Genomic DNA, 15,337 nt, shown 5'->3' with positions numbered 1-15,337 from the left:
GACGACCCTATGATCGCGTCATGACCGTCCCCGCGGAGATCGCCGCCAGCAAGCAGATCAGCCTGATCACGTTCCGCAAGGACGGCACGCCGGTGCCGACCGCGGTGTGGCACGTGGCCGAGGGCAACACCATCACCACCGTGTCGGCCGCCGACGCCTGGAAGGTCAAGCGGATCCGCAACAACCCGCGCGTCGAGATCACCGCCTGCGACCTGCGCGGGAAGGTGCCGCCGGGCGCCCAGACGGTCAGCGGCACCGCGGTGCTGCTGCCGGACTCGGAGACCGACCGGGCGCGCCGCCTGCTGGAGGGCCGCTACGTCTCGGCGCGGATCGGCGGCACGCTCAGCCGGCTGTTCCACATCAAGCGCCCGGCCGCCGTCGGCATCGTCATCACCCTCTGAGGAGCAGGTCATGAAGGCATTCCGGGACGCGGTCGAGGCCCGCGACACCGCCGCGATCGAGGCGCTGCTGGCCGAGAACGTGGTGTTCACCAGCCCGGTCGCGTTCAAGCCGTACCCGGGTAAGGCCATCACCGCGGCGATCCTGCGCGGCGTGCTGCGGGTCTTCGAGGACTTCCGGTACGTGCGCGAGCTGGCCGGCGCCGACGAGCGCGACCACGCGCTGGTCTTCGAGGCCACCGTCGGCGGCAAGGCCCTGAGCGGCTGCGACTTCCTGCACCTCGACGAGCACGGGCTGATCGACGAGCTGACCGTGATGGTCCGCCCGCTGTCGGCGGCACAGGCGCTGGCCGAGGCGATGAACGCGCAGTTCGACCAGATCCGGAAGGAAGCCGCTCAGAGCGCGTAGACCTGCCCGGTCTGCGCGCCCTCGACGCTGCGGACGAACGCCTGCGTGACGCGGGCCAGGTCGACCGGCTCCATGCCCGGGAAGAACGCGCCGTACGCGTCGAGGCTCTCGGTGAACACCGTCGGGCTGACCGCGTTGACCCGCTGCGGGGCGATCTCGATGGCGGCCGCCCGGACGAACGCCTCCACCGCGCCGTTGGCCATCGAGGCGGCGCTGCCGGTCGGGATCGGCTCGCGGGCCAGCACGCCGGTGATCAGCGTGAACGACCCGCGCTCGGCGATCCGGGGCACGCCCTGGCGGACCAGGTCGATCTGGCTGAGCACCTTGCCGTGGAACGCGGCCAGGTAGTCCTCCGGGGTCATCTCGACGACCGGCTTGTACGGCACGTGGCCGGCCGCGCTGACCACCGCGTCGAGCCGGCCGGCGCGCTCGTACAGCGCGGTGACCTGGGCCGGGTCGGTGACGTCGTAGCGCAGGTCGCCGCCGGTGCGGGCGACGGCCAGGACCTCGTGGCCGCGGCCGGACAGTTCCTTGTGCAGGGCCGTGCCGAGCGTGCCGGTGGCCCCGACGAGCAGAATTCGCATACCGCCGACGGTAGGCGACCGGTGACCGCGCCGGGAAATGCCGTTCGCGGACCATTCATGCGCGCAGGTCATAAATAGACTGGGTGACGTGACCACCTTCGCCAGCGACAACCACTCCGGCGCGCATCCGGAGGTGCTCGCCGCCCTCGCCGCGGCCGGCACCGGGCACCAGGTCAGCTACGGTCGCGACGCCTTCACCGCCCGGCTCCAGGACGTGTTCCGGGAGCACTTCGGCGACGCGGCCCAGACCTACCCCGTGCTCAACGGGACCGGCGCCAACGTCGTCGCGCTGCAGGCCGCCTGCGACCGCTGGGGCGCGGTCGTCTGCGCCGACACCGCCCACATCCACGTCGACGAGTGCGGTGCGCCGGAGAAGGTGGCCGGCCTCAAACTGCTGGCCGTTCCGGCCACCAACGGCAAGATCAAAATTGCTGACGTACGGCGTGAGGCCTGGGGCTTCGACGACGAGCACCGGGCCCGCCCGCAGGCGGTGTCGCTCGCCCAGTCCACCGAGCTGGGCACCGTCTACACCCCGGCGGAGATCCGCGCGATCGCCGACCTCGCGCACGAGCACGGCATGCTGCTGCACCTGGACGGTGCCAGGCTCGCCAACGCCGCGGCGCACCTGGGCGTGCCGTTGCGGGCGTTCACCACCGACGCCGGGGTGGACGTGCTGTCGTTCGGCGGCACCAAGAACGGCATGGTCCTCGGCGAGGCGGTGGTCGTGCTGAACCCGGCGCTGAACCGGGGCATGGACTACCTGCGCAAGTCGTCGATGCAGCTGATCTCGAAGATGCGGTTCGTCTCGGCCCAGTTCCTGGCGATGTTCGAGGACGACCTGTGGCTGCGCAGCGCCACCCACGCCAACGCGATGGCCACCCGCCTCGCCGACCAGGTCCGCGACCTGCCCGGCGTCACGATCCCCCACCCGGTCCAGGCCAACGCGGTCTTCATCCGCCTCCCCGAGCCCGCCCTGGCCGAACTGCACGCCCAGTTCACGTTCCACGACTGGCCCACCGGCGAAGCCCGCTGGATGACATCGTTCGACACCACCCCGGAAGACGTCGACGCCCTCGCCAAAGCCACCCGAGCCGCCCTCACCCGCTGACGCCGCCCACCAAGCCCACCCTCGCCGGCCGAAGCCCGCGCACACGCCGGCCTCTCCGCACACGCCCGCCGTCGTCGCCCCCGACCGCCGCACGCCACCCCCGCTGAGCCGCACACGCCGGCCGTCGTCGCCCGCGACCGCCGCACGCCACCCCTGCCGAGCCGCGCACGCCGGCCCGTCGCCACCCGCGACCGCCGCACGCCTCCCCCGCCGAGCCGCGCACGCCGGCCCGCCGCCACCCGCTACCGCCGCTCGGACCTGGTCAGCGCCTCGCCGATCATCCGGTCACTTGATGATCAGCTGTTTGATCGGCATCTCCGGGGCCTTGGTCGTGCCGAAGTCGTAGACGGACGTCCGCCAGACGTCGGCCTCCTGCCCCTCGGCGGCCGGGACCTGCACCTCGATGCGGGTCAGCAGACCCTTCGCGTCCACCGTCGCGGTGAACGGCAACGGCCGCCCCGGCTTGGCCAGCACCAGCGGGACGGTCCGCGCGGTCGAGCCGGCGAAGTCGACCGTGCCGGTGATCGTGTTGCCGTCCCGGGTCGCACCGTCGACGATCTGGTCCAGGACCACGGCGACACCACCGAGGTCAGCACCGGCGGCCTCGGCGAACTCGATGTCCGGCCGCACGTAGGCGGCGTCCTTGCTGTCCAGGCGCCACCAGTGCTGGGCGTCGAAGACGTCCCCGCCCAGCCGGACGTAGCGCTGCTCACCGATGCGCCGATAGTCGTACTCGGTCCGCTTCTCGGCACCGCGCCGGTGAAGGGCAAAGCTCAGCCCGTCCGGCAGAGCCAGGTAGCCCTGCCGGAGGTAGCCGCCCCAGATCGTGTCGTACGAGTAGTTACCCTTGCGGATCTCCTCGGCGGTGCGGTGCAGGGTGGCCTTCGGGCTCTCGGCGGGCGCGGCAACCGGCGCGGGCTGCGTCGAGGTGGAGCAGCCCGCCGGCACCATCGCGACGACTGCCAGAACGGCCAGGACGCGTCTTGTGATCATGGACCGAAATGCTATCGGCAGCGGTGAATACCCCCGGCGCGGGACGGTCCCACCGGGATCGGAACGCGCGGCTCCCGGCCCGACCCGCGGCGGTCCGAGGATGGCGCGCATCCCGGCCCAGACCACGGCTGTCTGCGGACGACGCGAACCCCGGGCCCGGCTCCGGCTCACGGCGGCCTGCGGACGGTGGCCCAGCCCGCAGCGGTCTGCGGACGGTGCGGATCCCAGCCCCAGCTCGCGACGGTCTGCGGGCGGTGGTCCAGCCCGCAGCGGTCTGCGGACGGTGCGGACCCCAGCCCCGGCTCGCGGTGGTCTGCGGGCGGTGCCGATCCCAGCTCCGGCTCGCGGTGGTCTGCGGGCGGTGGCTACCGGGGATGGGCCGGGAGCCGAAGCGTGTCGCCGCGCGGTCACCGTGCTGCTGATCCCGGCGCCGGGGTCAGCGTCGACCACTACATTCGGCTCGAACGCGGCCGGGCCGCCGCTCGGGCCGATTGTGCTCAGGCTCGCAGGCGGCGGCGCAGGAAGTCGCGCCAGGTCTGTTCGAAGGAGCGGGCCGGCGCCGACGCCGGGGCGAACCGGTCCCACGCGTGGAACACCCGGGCGTAGAGGTGCAGGTCGACAGGGACACCGGCGGCGACGAGCCGGCGCGCGAAGTCGAGGCCCTCGTCGCGCAGCGTGTCGAACTGGGCGACCGCGACGAAGGCGTCCGGCAGGCCGCGCAGGTCGCCGGCACGTCCGGGCGCGCAGTACGGATGCAGGTCATCGGCGCCGAGCCGGTCGCCCAGCACCGCGGACCAGGCCAGCCGCATGTCCTGGCGGGTGAAGGCCACCTCGGCCGCGCTCTCCTGGCTCGACGGCGTCGCCAGGCGGTCGTCGAGCATCGGGTATAGCAGGCCCAGCAGGCACGGCGGCGGGTCCTGACGGTCACGCAGCATGAGCGCGGTCGCCGCGGCGGGTGCGCCACCGCCGCTGGCGCCGGCCAGGCCGATCCGCGCCGGGTCGATCCGCAGCTCGGCGGCGTGCGTGGCGAGGTGGGTGTAGGCGAGGTAGCCGTCCTCAGCCGCGCCCGGGGCGGGTGTCTCCGGGGCGAGGCGGTAGACGACGGCGGCCAGGACGCAGTCCAGGTCCAAGGCCAGGGCGGTGTGGTACTCGTCGTCGTCGCGGGCGTTGTCGCCGAGCACCTGCGCGCCCGCGTGGAACCAGAGCAGGGCCGGGAGGGCTTCGGGGACGTTCACCGGCCGGTACAGCACGACCTCGAGATCGGTCCGGTCGGCACGCGGGATCCGCAGCGTCTCGATGGTGACCCGGGGGTCCGGTGTGCGGGCCGGCATCCCGGCTCGGAGCGCGCCGAACTGCGCGCGTAGCCCCGGGATGTCGGAGAGGTCGAGCAGGGTGCCGTTCGCCGCCTTGGGCAGGGCGTCGAATGCGGCCGCGACTTCGGGGTCGAGGGCTTCGGTGTTGACGGGCATGGTGACTCCTTCGGAGGACGAGGTCAGATGAAGACGAGGTCAGAGGAAAAGGTTGGGCTGGCCGCTGCCGGCGGTGATGCCGCCGTCGACGGGCAGGATCGTGCCGGTGACGAAGCGGGCGTCGGCCGAGGCCAGGAAGCTGACCGCCGCGGCGACGTCGGCCGGGGTGCTGAACCCGGCGAGCGCGCGGCGCTGGTCGAAGCGCGCGATCAGGTCCGCGTGGGCCGGCGCGAGCTCCGCGGGCATGGTCAGGGACGGGGCGACGGTGTTGACCCGGATCCCGAACCGGCCGAGGTCGAACGCGAGCCCGCGGGTGAGGTTCACGACCGCGCCCTTGGCCGCGTTGTAGGCGGTGAGCCGGCGATCGCCGCCGAGCCCGGACGCGGAGGCGATCTGGACGATGCAGCCCCGGCTCTCCTTCAGATGTGGCAGCGCGGCCTGCGCGCCGAAGAAGCAGCTGTCGACGTCGGTGCTCATCACCAGTCGCCAGTCGTCGAGACTGGTCTCCTCGAAATCCCTGGCCAGGCCGACGCCGGCGTTGGAGACCAGGACGTCGATGCCGCCGAACCGGGCAGCGCCCGCCTCGATCATCGCCCGCACGTCGGCCTGGCTGGTGACGTCGGTGGTGACGGCGAGCGTGCGGGCCGGGCCGAGCTCGGCGGCGAGTGCGTCGAGCCGCTCGGTGCGCCGGGCGGCGAGCACGAGATTCGCCCCCTCGGCGGCGAACCGCCGGGCGATGCCCTCGCCGATGCCGGAGCTGGCGCCGGTGACGACGACCGTCCTGCCGGTGAAACGGTGGTCCGTGGTCGGCCCCCATCTGTCAGTGACTGACGCTTCGTGCTGTCAGTCGCTGACGTTATCTCGCGACAGTGACTGACGCAAGGGTGTGTCAGTCACTGTCGGCTGTGTTAGGGTGATGGCGTGCCACGGAATTCGGATGATGTGCGGCTGCGCCTGCAGGAGGCCGCGCTGGAGCTGTATCTGGAGCATGGCTATGACAAGACGACGACCGGTGACATCGCGGTCCGGGCGGGCGTCACCGAGCGGACGTTCTTCCGGCACTTCACGGACAAGCGCGAGGTCTTCTTCGACGGCGAGGCGCAGCTGCGCGAGCTGCTGACCGACGCGGTCGCGGCGGTCCCGGCCGGGACCAAGCCGCTGCCGACCTTACGAACCGCGTTCCACCAGGCGGTTCCCCTGATCGAGCAGAACCTGCCGGTCACCGAGCGGCGGGTCCCGGTCATCGCGGCGACACCGGCGCTGCAGGAGCGGGCGCTGGCGAAAAACGCCGCGCTGGTCGGCGCGCTCACCGACGCGCTCCGGGCGCGCGGGGTCGCCGACCGGCTGGCGGCGCTGTGCGCCCAGGTCGGCATGGACACCTACGGGATCGCCGTGCGCCGCTGGGGTGCCGACCGCACCGAGGATCTGCACGCCCACCTCGACTGGGCCTTCACCGACCTCCGACTGGCCGCGAACGCCCTGAAGTAGGGGCCCGAACTCGACGGCCTGCGCCCGCGCTTGCCGGGGGCCCGGTCGCGCGCGGCACGGCAGCGTCACGAACGACCCCGCCCGCGGTATCGGGAAGCTCGGCCCTGCGCGACTGCGCGACTGCGCGCGGCGCGGTGGCGCGGTGGCGCGGTGGCGCGGTGGCGCGGTGGCGCGGTGGCGCGGTGGCGCGGTGGCGCGGTGGCGCGGTGGCGCGGCTGCGCGCGGCGCGGCGGCGCCGGTGGTCCTGCTCGGCTCGGGGCGGGCGGTTCGCGCCTGGCTCGACATTCTTCCTGGTACGCCGTGACGGCTCACTCGGTGAACTCACAGAACGACAGCGCCTTGTCGAACCGCCCGGCCTCCAGGTCCTGGTGCCGGATCAGGAACCGCCCGTTCACGTACTCCTCGTGCGGCACCGCGAACTGGGCCAGCGCCACCCACCCGCGCAGCACGGCCTCCTCGGAGCTGTCGTCGGCCAGGATCGACTCGGGGCTGTCCTGCGCCGACACCGAGTACCCACCGAGCAGCAGGTCGTCCTCGATCCACGGCACCCGGCCCGGCCAGAGCCGGTCGACGACCGCGGTGAGCTGCGCCATGCCCGGAATGTCGCGGGTCAACTGTTTCTCCAGGTCGGTCAGGAACTCTGGGGGCTGATCGAGCCAGTCCGGCAGGTCCGGCTCGACCCGCGCGTACAGGTCGTGTTCCGGGCCGGTCAGCGGCTCGTCGTCGCAGTCGTCGGCCGGCGGCCCGGTCGGCGCCGTCACCGTGCCGGCCGGCACGTGCACGACCCGGGCGAACTGCTGCTCCTCCGGCACCGAACACGACGACATGGCCGCCTCGGGCGACAGGAAGAACAGCAGCGAGCCGCCCGCAGGCAGGGCGAACCCGGCGATCCGGGGGAGCGCTGCACAGTCGACCGCCGCCAGGTACGGCAGCGGCACCCCCGGCCGGATGCACGGCCAGGCGATGTCGGCCGGCAGGTGCGGCAGCCCGCCGAAGCGTCCGGCGCGCACCCCGTCCGGCCCGGCGCCGGCCCTGATCCGGAATCGAAGGACCAGTTCGGCGTAGCGGGCCGCCTCGTCCCGCGGCACACCCTGCTCGGTCGCGGCCCGCAGAAATCGATCGTGGTAGTCCATGACCGGACATAGTGGCAGAGCCGGGGAATCACGTCCGATGCGCTGGCAGCCATCCCCTCGGAGTTCGCGTATTCCCTGTTCAAAGCCCTGCACTCGCGCGGTGTGGCGGACCTGCAGACTGTCGCGATGCGATAGGCGGCAGAACAGGAACGACCGCGAATGACACGCTAATTCGGAGGGCACCACACGCAGAGGAGAGACCAGTGGGCAAGGTGGTCCTGTACAGCTCGGTGTCGGTGGACGGCTTCGTCGCGGACGACAATGACCAGCCCGGGCCGCTGTTCGACTGGCTGACCAGCGGTGACGTCCCGTTGGACGAGAGCGGCGTGCTGATGGTGTCGAAGACGTCCTACGACTACATCCGGCCGTACTGGGACCAGATCGGGGTGACGATCGTCGGGCGGCACGTCTTCGACCTGACGGACGGCTGGGACGGCAAGCCGCCGGGCGGGATGGACCACGTGGTCGTCGTGACGCACCGGCCGGCGCCGGAGGGCTGGGATCCCGCGGCGCCGTTCCACTTCGTCGACGGTGTCGAGGCGGCCGTGGCCCGGGCGCGGGAGCTCGCCGGTGACCGCCTGGTCGAGGTCGCCGCGGGCGATGCCGGTGGTCAGGTGCTGGCCGCGGGCCTGGTCGACGAGGTGCGCATGGACGTCGCTGGCGGATCCGGACCTGGTGATCCCGGGCGATCGGGTGCTTCACCTGCGCTATCCGGTGCGCCGTTGATGGTTTTCGGGGTAAACCGTGCCCAGCCACGGACGTCGCCCTTGCGGGTTTCGCGTTCTGGGCGCCCCGCGCCCTTGCGAAGCCCGCAAGGGTCCCCGCGGGAGCGGCGATCCGGACCACGGCGGACGTAGGAAATGAAGATCTTGAATTAAGAAGCCCGGCGCAGGACCAGCGTGACGAATCCGAGGACGCCGCGGTATCCGCGGAGCCAGCCGTCGCGGTGGGTCTGAGCGGCGGCGAGGGCGTCGGCCGCGTCCGGATGGCCGGGATTGTCCAGGGCCCAGCCGGTCAGCGAGCCGGTCCAGGACCACTCGTAGTCGTCCCACTCGGCGGCCTCGCTGACGTGCGCGTAGGTCGGCGCCCAGCCCGCCTTCGCGGCCTGCTCGACCAGGCCGGGCAGGTCGGTGAACTCGTCGGGCGTGGTGTCCAGGCCGGTCAGCGCGGCCTTCGTCGGGGGCACCGCCCAGAAACCCTCGCCGACCATCAGCACGCCGTCGCGGTTGACGTGCCGGCCGGCCAGTTCGAGGGTCTCGGCGAAGCCGCCGAACGCGTGCGTCGCGCCGACGCACAGGACCAGGTCGTAGTCGCCGTCCGGCACGTAGGTCCGGGCGTCGCGCCGGTGCAGGGTGAGCCGGTCGGACAGCTCGCGCATCTCGGCGGTGGCCGCGGCCCGCTCCAGCGCATAGGGGCTCAGGTCGACGCCGTCGGCGTGCCCGTCCGGGCAGTGCGCGAGCGCCTGCAGCGACCAGGCCGCCTCGCCGCAGCCCAGGTCGAGGATCCGGGCGGCCGGCCGGCGATCGGCGCGGCGCAGGAGCCGGTTGACGTTCACCCCGGAGATCGGGGCGGCGATCGGGTGGTGGGTGTGCGCGATGCTGCTCAGCCGTTGACGATCCACACCGCTAAGTGAACACGCAGCCCTCCACCGCGGATCGCAGCGGGTGGGCCCGGAAGAAGCGCCAGATGATCGGCGTCGCGTCGAGCACCGTGGGCGTGGCCGAGTCCGGGTTCGTCGTGGTGCTCGGCCAGGTGTGCCCGAGCCCGTCGATCCGGTAGTGCTCGACCGCCGCGGCGCATCGTGACCAGGCAAATCTCGTCACTCCGGCGACCGGGGTGCGCTGCGAGAAATCGGAAGAGCATCGATTGCGTACGGCCCAGGCCCCGAGCCACTCCATGATCGGCGGCAGTCCCTTGGCCGGATTGCCGGCGTACGGGATCGTGGCGTCCGCCGTCCCGTGGAACTCGACGACCGGGATCGCCCGGCTCGGCGCACAGTCCCCGCCCTGCGGGTAGAAAGCGCCGCTGACCTGTGCGGACGCCGCGATCCGCCCGGCCAGCCGGCAGGCCAGCAGGCCCGCGAAGCCGCCGCCGTTGGACTTGCCGGAGACGAAGATGCGGGCCGGGTCGACGCACAGCCGCCGCTGGAGGTCGTCGAGCAGGTCGCCGGTGAACCGCACGTCGTCCACGCCGGACGAGTACGGCGCGCCCTGGAACGACGGCTGGCCATCGGTGCCGATCGTGCCCTGCGGATAGGCGACGATCGCGTCGAGGTCGTCCATCCGGGTGAGCTCTTCCTGGTATTCGCTGGTACGAGTGCGCCCGTGGAAGCTGAGCACGACCGGCGTGGCGCGGCCCGGGCGGTAGCCGGCCGGCAGGTGCAGCAGGTAGGTGCGGTCGATCCCGCCGCTGGTGACGGTCCGGGTGATCGAGGTGCCGGCCGGGGCCGGTGGCCGTTTGCCGCAGCCGGTGGTGTGCACCGGCCGGTCGGTGATCGTGCCCGGTGCCGTCTCCGTCGCCGGGGCCGGCACCAGGAACAGCAGGGCGGCGGTTGCCGCGAACAGTGGTGTCATGCCCCCACCGTGCGCCCGAACCCATCGACGATGACCGTTGTGTTCATACTGTCGAGGTTCCGGGAATCAGGCGGCGGCCGCGGCCACCGCCGAGAGGATCGCGCCGGTGACCAGGATGGTTCCGGTGGACGCGCCGACCACGGCGCTCGGGGTCAGGCCCCGGGAGCGCGCGACCGGCACCGCGGCCAGCGACCCCAGCGTGACCAGCGCGCCGACGACGTGGATCGCCGGGTAGTGCATGATCGCGGCGACCGGGAACAGGTGCACACCGACGACGAACGCGATCCACACCGACATCAGTTCGGTCTTGCGGCGCAGGGCGAGCAGCCCCGCGCCGAGGGCCGCCGCGCCGAACTCGATCCCGACGACGATCCCGAACGTACGACTGGTGTCCTCGTCGAAGACGGTGCCGTCGCTCCAGTGCGGCCAGGCCAGCAGGAGCCCGGCCAGCAGGGTGAGGACGCTGGTCACCGAGCCGGCGATCAGCCACGGGCGCCAGCGGCGGGGCGGCGCCTCCTGCGCCCAGCCGAACCAGGAGGAGGCGAAGAACCCGAAGATCGCCGCGGTGACGGCCAGGTCGCGCACGTGCTCGCCGATCATGGACGGCAGCCTATGTCCCGGCCGCAACCTTGACCGGCCCGTAACTTAAGTGACTTAATTGACGCTCCTCAATCCCCCTTAGCCTGAGGAGCACCAATGCGAGAGCACCGACTCCGGGCGGCACTGACGTGTCTGCTCACCACCGGCGTGACGGCGATCGCCGTGGCCGTCCCGTCCGCCGCGCACGCGGCCGCCGTCTACTACGTCTCCCCCGGCGGCAGTGACAGCGCGTCCGGCACGATCGCCGCGCCGTGGAAGACGATCGCCAAGGCGCAGAGCGTCGCCGCGGCCGGCGACACGGTCAACTTCCGGGCCGGCACGTACGCCTACACCGCCGCGACCACCAGCTGCTCCAGCCAGACCGCGGTCGTCGACGCGATCACGCTGAACAAGAGCGGCACCTCCGGCAGCCCGATCAGCTACGTCAACTATCCGGGCGAGAAGGTGCTGTTCGACTTCTCCGGGATGACCGGCGTCAATTGCCGGATCAAGGGCTTCGACGTCACCGGCAGCTACGTCTACCTGCGCGGCTTCGAGATCAGCGGGGTGCGGCAGAACAACAGCGCGAACCACGAGTCGTGGGGCGTCTGGATCTCCGGGAGCAACAACACGTTCGAGAAGCTGAACACGCACAACAACATGGGGCCGGGTGTGTTCGTCGCCGGCGGCGGCAACAATCTGGTGCTCAACTCGGACTCGCACGACAACTACGATCCGTACAGTTCGAACGGCGCCGGCGAGAACGCCGACGGATTCGGCGCGCACATCGCGGCCGGGAAGTCCGGGAACGTGTTCCGCGGCTGCCGGTCGTGGTGGAACTCCGACGACGGCTTCGACCTGATCAACGCGTATTCGCCGGTGACCATCGAGAACTCGTGGTCGTGGCGCAACGGCTACCTGCCGCAGACCACGACGGCGGCCGGGAACGGGGCCGGGTTCAAGGCCGGCGGATACGGCGGTGTCTACGTCTCCGGCGGCGTCAAGCACACGGTCCGGCAGTCGGTGGCGTTCCTGAACCGGTCGCAGGGCTTCTACAGCAACCATCACACGGTCGCCAACGACTACTTCAACAACACCGCCTACAGCAACGGCGTCGATTTCGACATGCTCGGGATCAATTCCGGCGGCTCGGCGGTCGGTCTCGGAAACCTCAGGAACAATATTGCGTACGCCGGGACGCTCACCGCGAACATGAGCGGCACGAGTGCGTCGTACAACTCGTGGAACCTGGGCGTGACCATGTCGGACGCCCAGTTCCAGAGCGTGGCCACCACCGGCTGGAACGTCTCGCGCCAGTCCGACGGCAGCCTGCCCGTCCTGCCGTACCTGCGTCTCGCCGCCGGCAGCACCCTGATCGACAAGGGCACGAACGTCGGACTGTCGTACAACGGCGCCGCCCCGGACCTGGGCGCCTTCGAGTCCTAGACGAGCGGTTCGCCGCCGTCCACGCCGAGCACCTGGCCGGTCACGAACGTGCTGGTCAGCGCGAACAGCACGGCCTCGGCCACGTCGGCGGCGGTGCCGATCCGGCGGGCCGGGCTGCCGGCTCGCCGGGCGGCGAACAGCTCGGCCTTGCGCTGCTCGCCGAGCCCGTCGTACGCCCCGGTGTCGATCGTGCCCGGCGAGATCGCGTTCACCCGGATCGGCGCGAGCTCGACCGCCAGGCCGCGGGCCACCACGTCGACCGCGGCGTTGGTGGCCCCGACGGCGAGCATGCCGGCCGTGGGCTTGCGCGCCGACGAGCCGGAGAACAGCACGAACGAGCCGTCCGCCGGCAGCCGCGGCGCGAAGTGCTTGGCCAGCAGGATCGGCCCGAGCACCTTCACGTCGAACGACGCGAGCACGGTGTCGTGGTCCAGCTCCCCCACGACGCCGCGAGCCCGCGCCGAGGCGGTGGACACCACGTGGTCGACCCGGCCGAGCCGCCCGGCCAGCGCGGCGACACTGCGCTCATCGGTCAGGTCGACCTGTTCCGCGGTGACGCCGGGGTCGTCGTAGGCGGCGGCGAGCGCCTCCGGATCCCGGCCGGCGACCACGACCTGCCCGCCGGCTTCGCGGACCGCCAGGGTGATCGCGCGGGCGATGCCGCCGGCCCGCCCGACCACCAGCACGGTCCGCCCGGTCAGGTCGCTCACGACTTGACCCTGCGGTCCAGGAAGTCGTTGATCAGGTCGGCGACCTGGTCGCCGGCGCTCTCCAGCAGGAAGTGGCCGCCGGCGAGCAGGTGGATCTCGGCGTCCGGGACGTCCCCGGCGAACGCGCGGGCGCCGTCCGGGCCGAAGATCTCGTCGCCCTCGCCCCAGACCGCCAGCACCGGCGGGCGGTGCGTGCGCAGGTACTCGTGCAGCGCCGGGTACAGCGGCGGGTTGGTCGCGTAGTCGCCGAACAGCGCCAGCTGAACCAGGTCGTTGCCGGGCCGCGACACCAGCGCGAAGTCGTGCTCCCAGGTGTCCGGGCTGACCAGGGTCTCGTCCGGGACGCCGGTCAGGTACTGCCAGCGGATCGCCTCGCGGGTCAGCGCGCCGCGCACGCCGGCCTCGGTCTCCGGCGTCCGCTCGCGGTGGTACGCCCACACCGTCGCCCAGAACCCGGGGACGAAGCCGGCGTCGTACCCGTTGCCGTTCTGCGTGATGATCGCGGTGATCGCGCCGGGGTTCGCCAGCGCGAGCCGCCAGCCGATCGGCGCGCCGTAGTCCTGCACGTAGATCGCGTAGCTGACCACCCCGAGCTGGTCGAGCAGCCCCGCGGTCAGCTCGGTCAGCGCGTCGAAGGTGTAGCCGAACTCGTCGGCCGGCGGGGCATCCGACAGCCCGAAGCCCAGATGGTCCGGCGCGATCACCCGGTAGCGCCCGGCCAGCGCGGGGATCAGCTCACGAAACATGAACGAGCTGGTCGGGAACCCGTGCAGCAGCACGACCACCGGGCCGTCGGCCGGTCCGGCCTCCCGGTAGAACAGCCGCCGACCCTGGACGGTGACGTAGCGGTGATGCACGACGTTCATTGCTAACCTCCGTTGACGGCGTTGATGGTTAGAACTCAAGCATGACGCCTGTAACCTGTCAAGCGACGTATGGGGGTTAGGATTGCGACATGCCGACGACCGACGAGGCCCTGCTGCTGGCCCTGCTCAACTCGACGCCCGTACTCGACGGGACGCCGAAGGACGAGCTCACCGGCCCGGACTGGCTCACCGCTCACGATCAGCCGGCCACCGACGCCGAGTGGCGGGCGCTGCTTGACGTGCGGTCCGAGCTGCAGGAACTCGTCCGCGGCACGGGCGGCACCGACGGCCTGGCCCGCTTCACCGCCGGGGTGAGCCGCCGGCCCGAGATGCGCGCGGACGGGATCACCTGGGTGCTCGACCTGCCCGCCGGCCGGACGGCAGCGGCCCGCGCGGTGCTCGCCTGGGACGCGCTGCGGGTGCACAGCCCGGGCCGGCTGCGGGCCTGCGCCAACACCGAGTGCCGGCTGTTCCTGCTCGACCAGAGCAAGTCGAACAGCGCCCGCTGGTGCTCCATGGCCATCTGCGGCAACCGCATGAAGGCCCGCCGCCACTACGAACGAAAGACCAGTCAAAACCCAAGATCAAACACCGATTTGCGTACGGCGTGAGCACACCGGCCGCAACGGGCCCGGTCCAGCGCACCCGCCCGTGGATCGGCCCGGCGTTACCCGGCGATTCCCGGTGGCGCCTCCTGGATCGGGTCCGGGCCGGCCGGCGCGGTCAGCAACCGGCTCAGGGTCTGCGCCTGGTCGACCAGGGTCGCCACCAGCGCCGGATCGAGCTGCCGCTTCGTCCTGATCACGACGTAGAGCTGGTCGCCGCGGACCGTCCACGGTGGGATCCGGCCGCTCACGTAGGCCTCGCGGACGGCCGGGCCGGCGAGGCGATCGGCGATCCACGGCTCGTCGATGATGCAGCGGAACCGCCGCCGGAACTCGTCCTCGCCGGCGCGGCGGCGCGGAACGCCCCGGCGCCGCTGGACCGCCGCGTCGGGAACGGGCCGCGGCAGGGTGACGACCCAGAAAACGCCCCGGCCCGTCGAGTTGTCGGTGCTGCCGCCGAGTGCGTCCCGACTCCAGGAGATCTCCCCGAAGACCATCGAAAACCGTCCGCCGTACGCCCGGTCCACGGTGACCGTGCCCTCGGGCGCCGTCCACGGCCAGGACGTCGGTCCGGTGACCGGTGACCAGTCCTCGCGCTCCAGATAGGAGTCCAGTTCCCGGCGGATCCGCTGGTCCCGCCGGCGCAGCAGGTCCGCCCGCACCATCGCCACGACGACGCCCAGCACCACCAGGCCCAGCGTCGGGAGCAGGCCGATCCAGCGGGCCGCGAAGTGGGCCGAGGTCTTGATCACCGTGAGCCCACAGCAGACGCCGACGAAGCCGAGCACGCCGAGGGTCGTGGTCAGCCAGTTCGCGCGCGGGCGGCGGTGATCGCGCACGGGCTGCGTGCTCCACGCCCGCCGCGGCGGTTCAGCCGGTTCCACAGCCCGCACGATACAAGCGCCGGCCCACACCTGGGTCACCGTCGTGCGCCTGGACCCGGTCCGCAGCAAGCCGCCGGGTTCCGCGCAGCCGC

At 72.0% G+C, this 15,337-nt stretch carries 17 protein-coding genes and 2 pseudogenes; 8 read left to right on the top strand and 11 right to left on the bottom strand.

Annotated features, from left to right (window positions below; all coding sequences use genetic code 11):
- Nucleotides 1–20 precede the first annotated feature (20 nt).
- Nucleotides 21–401: a PPOX class F420-dependent oxidoreductase gene (locus L3i22_RS23040; protein WP_221329019.1), complete on the top strand. Its 381-nt coding sequence runs from the start codon at nucleotides 21–23 to the stop codon at nucleotides 399–401.
- Between the two features lie 10 nt (nucleotides 402–411).
- Nucleotides 412–807 (top strand): nuclear transport factor 2 family protein, encoded by a 396-nt coding sequence (locus L3i22_RS23035; protein ID WP_221329018.1) that lies wholly within the window; start codon nucleotides 412–414, stop codon nucleotides 805–807.
- Here the strand turns inward: L3i22_RS23035 and L3i22_RS23030 are convergent.
- Nucleotides 795–1,391 carry a short chain dehydrogenase gene (locus tag L3i22_RS23030; RefSeq protein ID WP_221329017.1) on the bottom strand — a complete coding sequence of 199 codons (597 nt, stop codon included), beginning with the start codon at nucleotides 1,389–1,391 and terminating at the stop codon, nucleotides 795–797. The genes L3i22_RS23035 and L3i22_RS23030 overlap by 13 nt on opposite strands.
- A gap of 88 nt (nucleotides 1,392–1,479) precedes the next feature.
- Between L3i22_RS23030 and L3i22_RS23025 the strand changes: the two genes are divergently transcribed.
- Complete coding sequence (locus L3i22_RS23025) at nucleotides 1,480–2,499, top strand: low specificity L-threonine aldolase (protein WP_255658515.1); 1,020 nt, start codon at nucleotides 1,480–1,482, stop codon at nucleotides 2,497–2,499.
- A 285-nt stretch (nucleotides 2,500–2,784) separates the two neighbouring features.
- Here L3i22_RS23025 and L3i22_RS23020 read toward each other — a convergent pair whose 3' ends face one another.
- The 3 genes and pseudogenes from L3i22_RS23020 to L3i22_RS23010 all read right to left on the bottom strand — a co-directional run.
- Entirely contained in the window at nucleotides 2,785–3,492 is a 708-nt protein-coding gene (locus tag L3i22_RS23020; protein WP_221329015.1) for a hypothetical protein, read from the bottom strand.
- Between the two features lie 497 nt (nucleotides 3,493–3,989).
- Nucleotides 3,990–4,961 (bottom strand): alpha/beta hydrolase, encoded by a 972-nt coding sequence (locus L3i22_RS23015; RefSeq protein ID WP_221329014.1) that lies wholly within the window; start codon nucleotides 4,959–4,961, stop codon nucleotides 3,990–3,992.
- A 39-nt stretch (nucleotides 4,962–5,000) separates the two neighbouring features.
- Nucleotides 5,001–5,744 (bottom strand): annotated as a pseudogene (locus tag L3i22_RS23010) (SDR family NAD(P)-dependent oxidoreductase); the annotation flags it as partial.
- 138 nt (nucleotides 5,745–5,882) lie between these two features.
- On the opposite strand from L3i22_RS23010, the gene L3i22_RS23005 reads away from it, so the two are divergent.
- The gene (locus tag L3i22_RS23005) at nucleotides 5,883–6,449 is read left to right on the top strand and encodes a TetR/AcrR family transcriptional regulator (protein ID WP_255658514.1); all 567 of its coding nucleotides are present in this window, start codon (nucleotides 5,883–5,885) and stop codon (nucleotides 6,447–6,449) included.
- Between the two features lie 142 nt (nucleotides 6,450–6,591).
- Nucleotides 6,592–6,753 carry a hypothetical protein gene (locus L3i22_RS23000; RefSeq protein ID WP_221329013.1) on the top strand — a complete coding sequence of 54 codons (162 nt, stop codon included), beginning with the start codon at nucleotides 6,592–6,594 and terminating at the stop codon, nucleotides 6,751–6,753.
- A gap of 4 nt (nucleotides 6,754–6,757) precedes the next feature.
- Here the strand turns inward: L3i22_RS23000 and L3i22_RS22995 are convergent, their stop codons facing one another.
- Nucleotides 6,758–7,582: a YwqG family protein gene (locus L3i22_RS22995; protein ID WP_221329012.1), complete on the bottom strand. Its 825-nt coding sequence runs from the start codon at nucleotides 7,580–7,582 to the stop codon at nucleotides 6,758–6,760.
- Nucleotides 7,583–7,785: 203 nt separating this feature from the next.
- Between L3i22_RS22995 and L3i22_RS22990 the strand changes: the two are divergent.
- Nucleotides 7,786–8,308: pseudogene (locus tag L3i22_RS22990) on the top strand (dihydrofolate reductase family protein).
- Between the two features lie 148 nt (nucleotides 8,309–8,456).
- Here the strand turns inward: L3i22_RS22990 and L3i22_RS22985 are convergent.
- The 3 genes from L3i22_RS22985 to L3i22_RS22975 all read right to left on the bottom strand — a co-directional run bounded on the left by L3i22_RS22985 (nucleotide 8,457) and on the right by L3i22_RS22975 (nucleotide 10,755).
- Nucleotides 8,457–9,203: a cyclopropane-fatty-acyl-phospholipid synthase family protein gene (locus tag L3i22_RS22985; protein WP_221329011.1), complete on the bottom strand. Its 747-nt coding sequence runs from the start codon at nucleotides 9,201–9,203 to the stop codon at nucleotides 8,457–8,459.
- Between the two features lie 4 nt (nucleotides 9,204–9,207).
- The gene (locus L3i22_RS22980) at nucleotides 9,208–10,155 is read right to left on the bottom strand and encodes a PHB depolymerase family esterase (RefSeq protein ID WP_221329010.1); all 948 of its coding nucleotides are present in this window, start codon (nucleotides 10,153–10,155) and stop codon (nucleotides 9,208–9,210) included.
- A gap of 66 nt (nucleotides 10,156–10,221) precedes the next feature.
- Nucleotides 10,222–10,755: a hypothetical protein gene (locus L3i22_RS22975; RefSeq protein ID WP_221329009.1), complete on the bottom strand. Its 534-nt coding sequence runs from the start codon at nucleotides 10,753–10,755 to the stop codon at nucleotides 10,222–10,224.
- A gap of 96 nt (nucleotides 10,756–10,851) precedes the next feature.
- Between L3i22_RS22975 and L3i22_RS22970 the strand changes: the two genes are divergently transcribed.
- Entirely contained in the window at nucleotides 10,852–12,180 is a 1,329-nt protein-coding gene (locus tag L3i22_RS22970; protein ID WP_221329008.1) for a right-handed parallel beta-helix repeat-containing protein, read from the top strand.
- Here L3i22_RS22970 and L3i22_RS22965 read toward each other — a convergent pair.
- Together L3i22_RS22965 and L3i22_RS22960 are read right to left on the bottom strand one after the other, a co-directional pair.
- Nucleotides 12,177–12,890, bottom strand: coding sequence for an SDR family NAD(P)-dependent oxidoreductase (locus L3i22_RS22965; RefSeq protein ID WP_255658513.1), 714 nt, complete (start codon nucleotides 12,888–12,890; stop codon nucleotides 12,177–12,179). The genes L3i22_RS22970 and L3i22_RS22965 overlap by 4 nt on opposite strands.
- Nucleotides 12,887–13,756: an alpha/beta fold hydrolase gene (locus L3i22_RS22960; RefSeq protein ID WP_221329007.1), complete on the bottom strand. Its 870-nt coding sequence runs from the start codon at nucleotides 13,754–13,756 to the stop codon at nucleotides 12,887–12,889. Before L3i22_RS22960 ends, L3i22_RS22965 begins: the two co-directional genes overlap by 4 nt.
- 89 nt (nucleotides 13,757–13,845) lie before the next feature.
- Between L3i22_RS22960 and L3i22_RS22955 the strand changes: the two genes are divergently transcribed.
- On the top strand, nucleotides 13,846–14,367 hold the full coding sequence (locus tag L3i22_RS22955) for a CGNR zinc finger domain-containing protein (protein WP_221329006.1): 522 nt from the start codon (nucleotides 13,846–13,848) through the stop codon (nucleotides 14,365–14,367).
- 56 nt (nucleotides 14,368–14,423) lie between these two features.
- On the opposite strand, the gene L3i22_RS22950 is transcribed toward L3i22_RS22955, so the two are convergent.
- Nucleotides 14,424–15,245, bottom strand: coding sequence for a hypothetical protein (locus L3i22_RS22950; protein ID WP_221329005.1), 822 nt, complete (start codon nucleotides 15,243–15,245; stop codon nucleotides 14,424–14,426).
- Nucleotides 15,246–15,337 lie beyond the last annotated feature (92 nt).

Source organism: Actinoplanes sp. L3-i22 (genome assembly GCF_019704555.1).
Taxonomy (GTDB): Bacteria; Actinomycetota; Actinomycetes; order Mycobacteriales; family Micromonosporaceae; genus Actinoplanes.
This window is presented reverse-complemented; position numbering and strand designations above follow the sequence as displayed.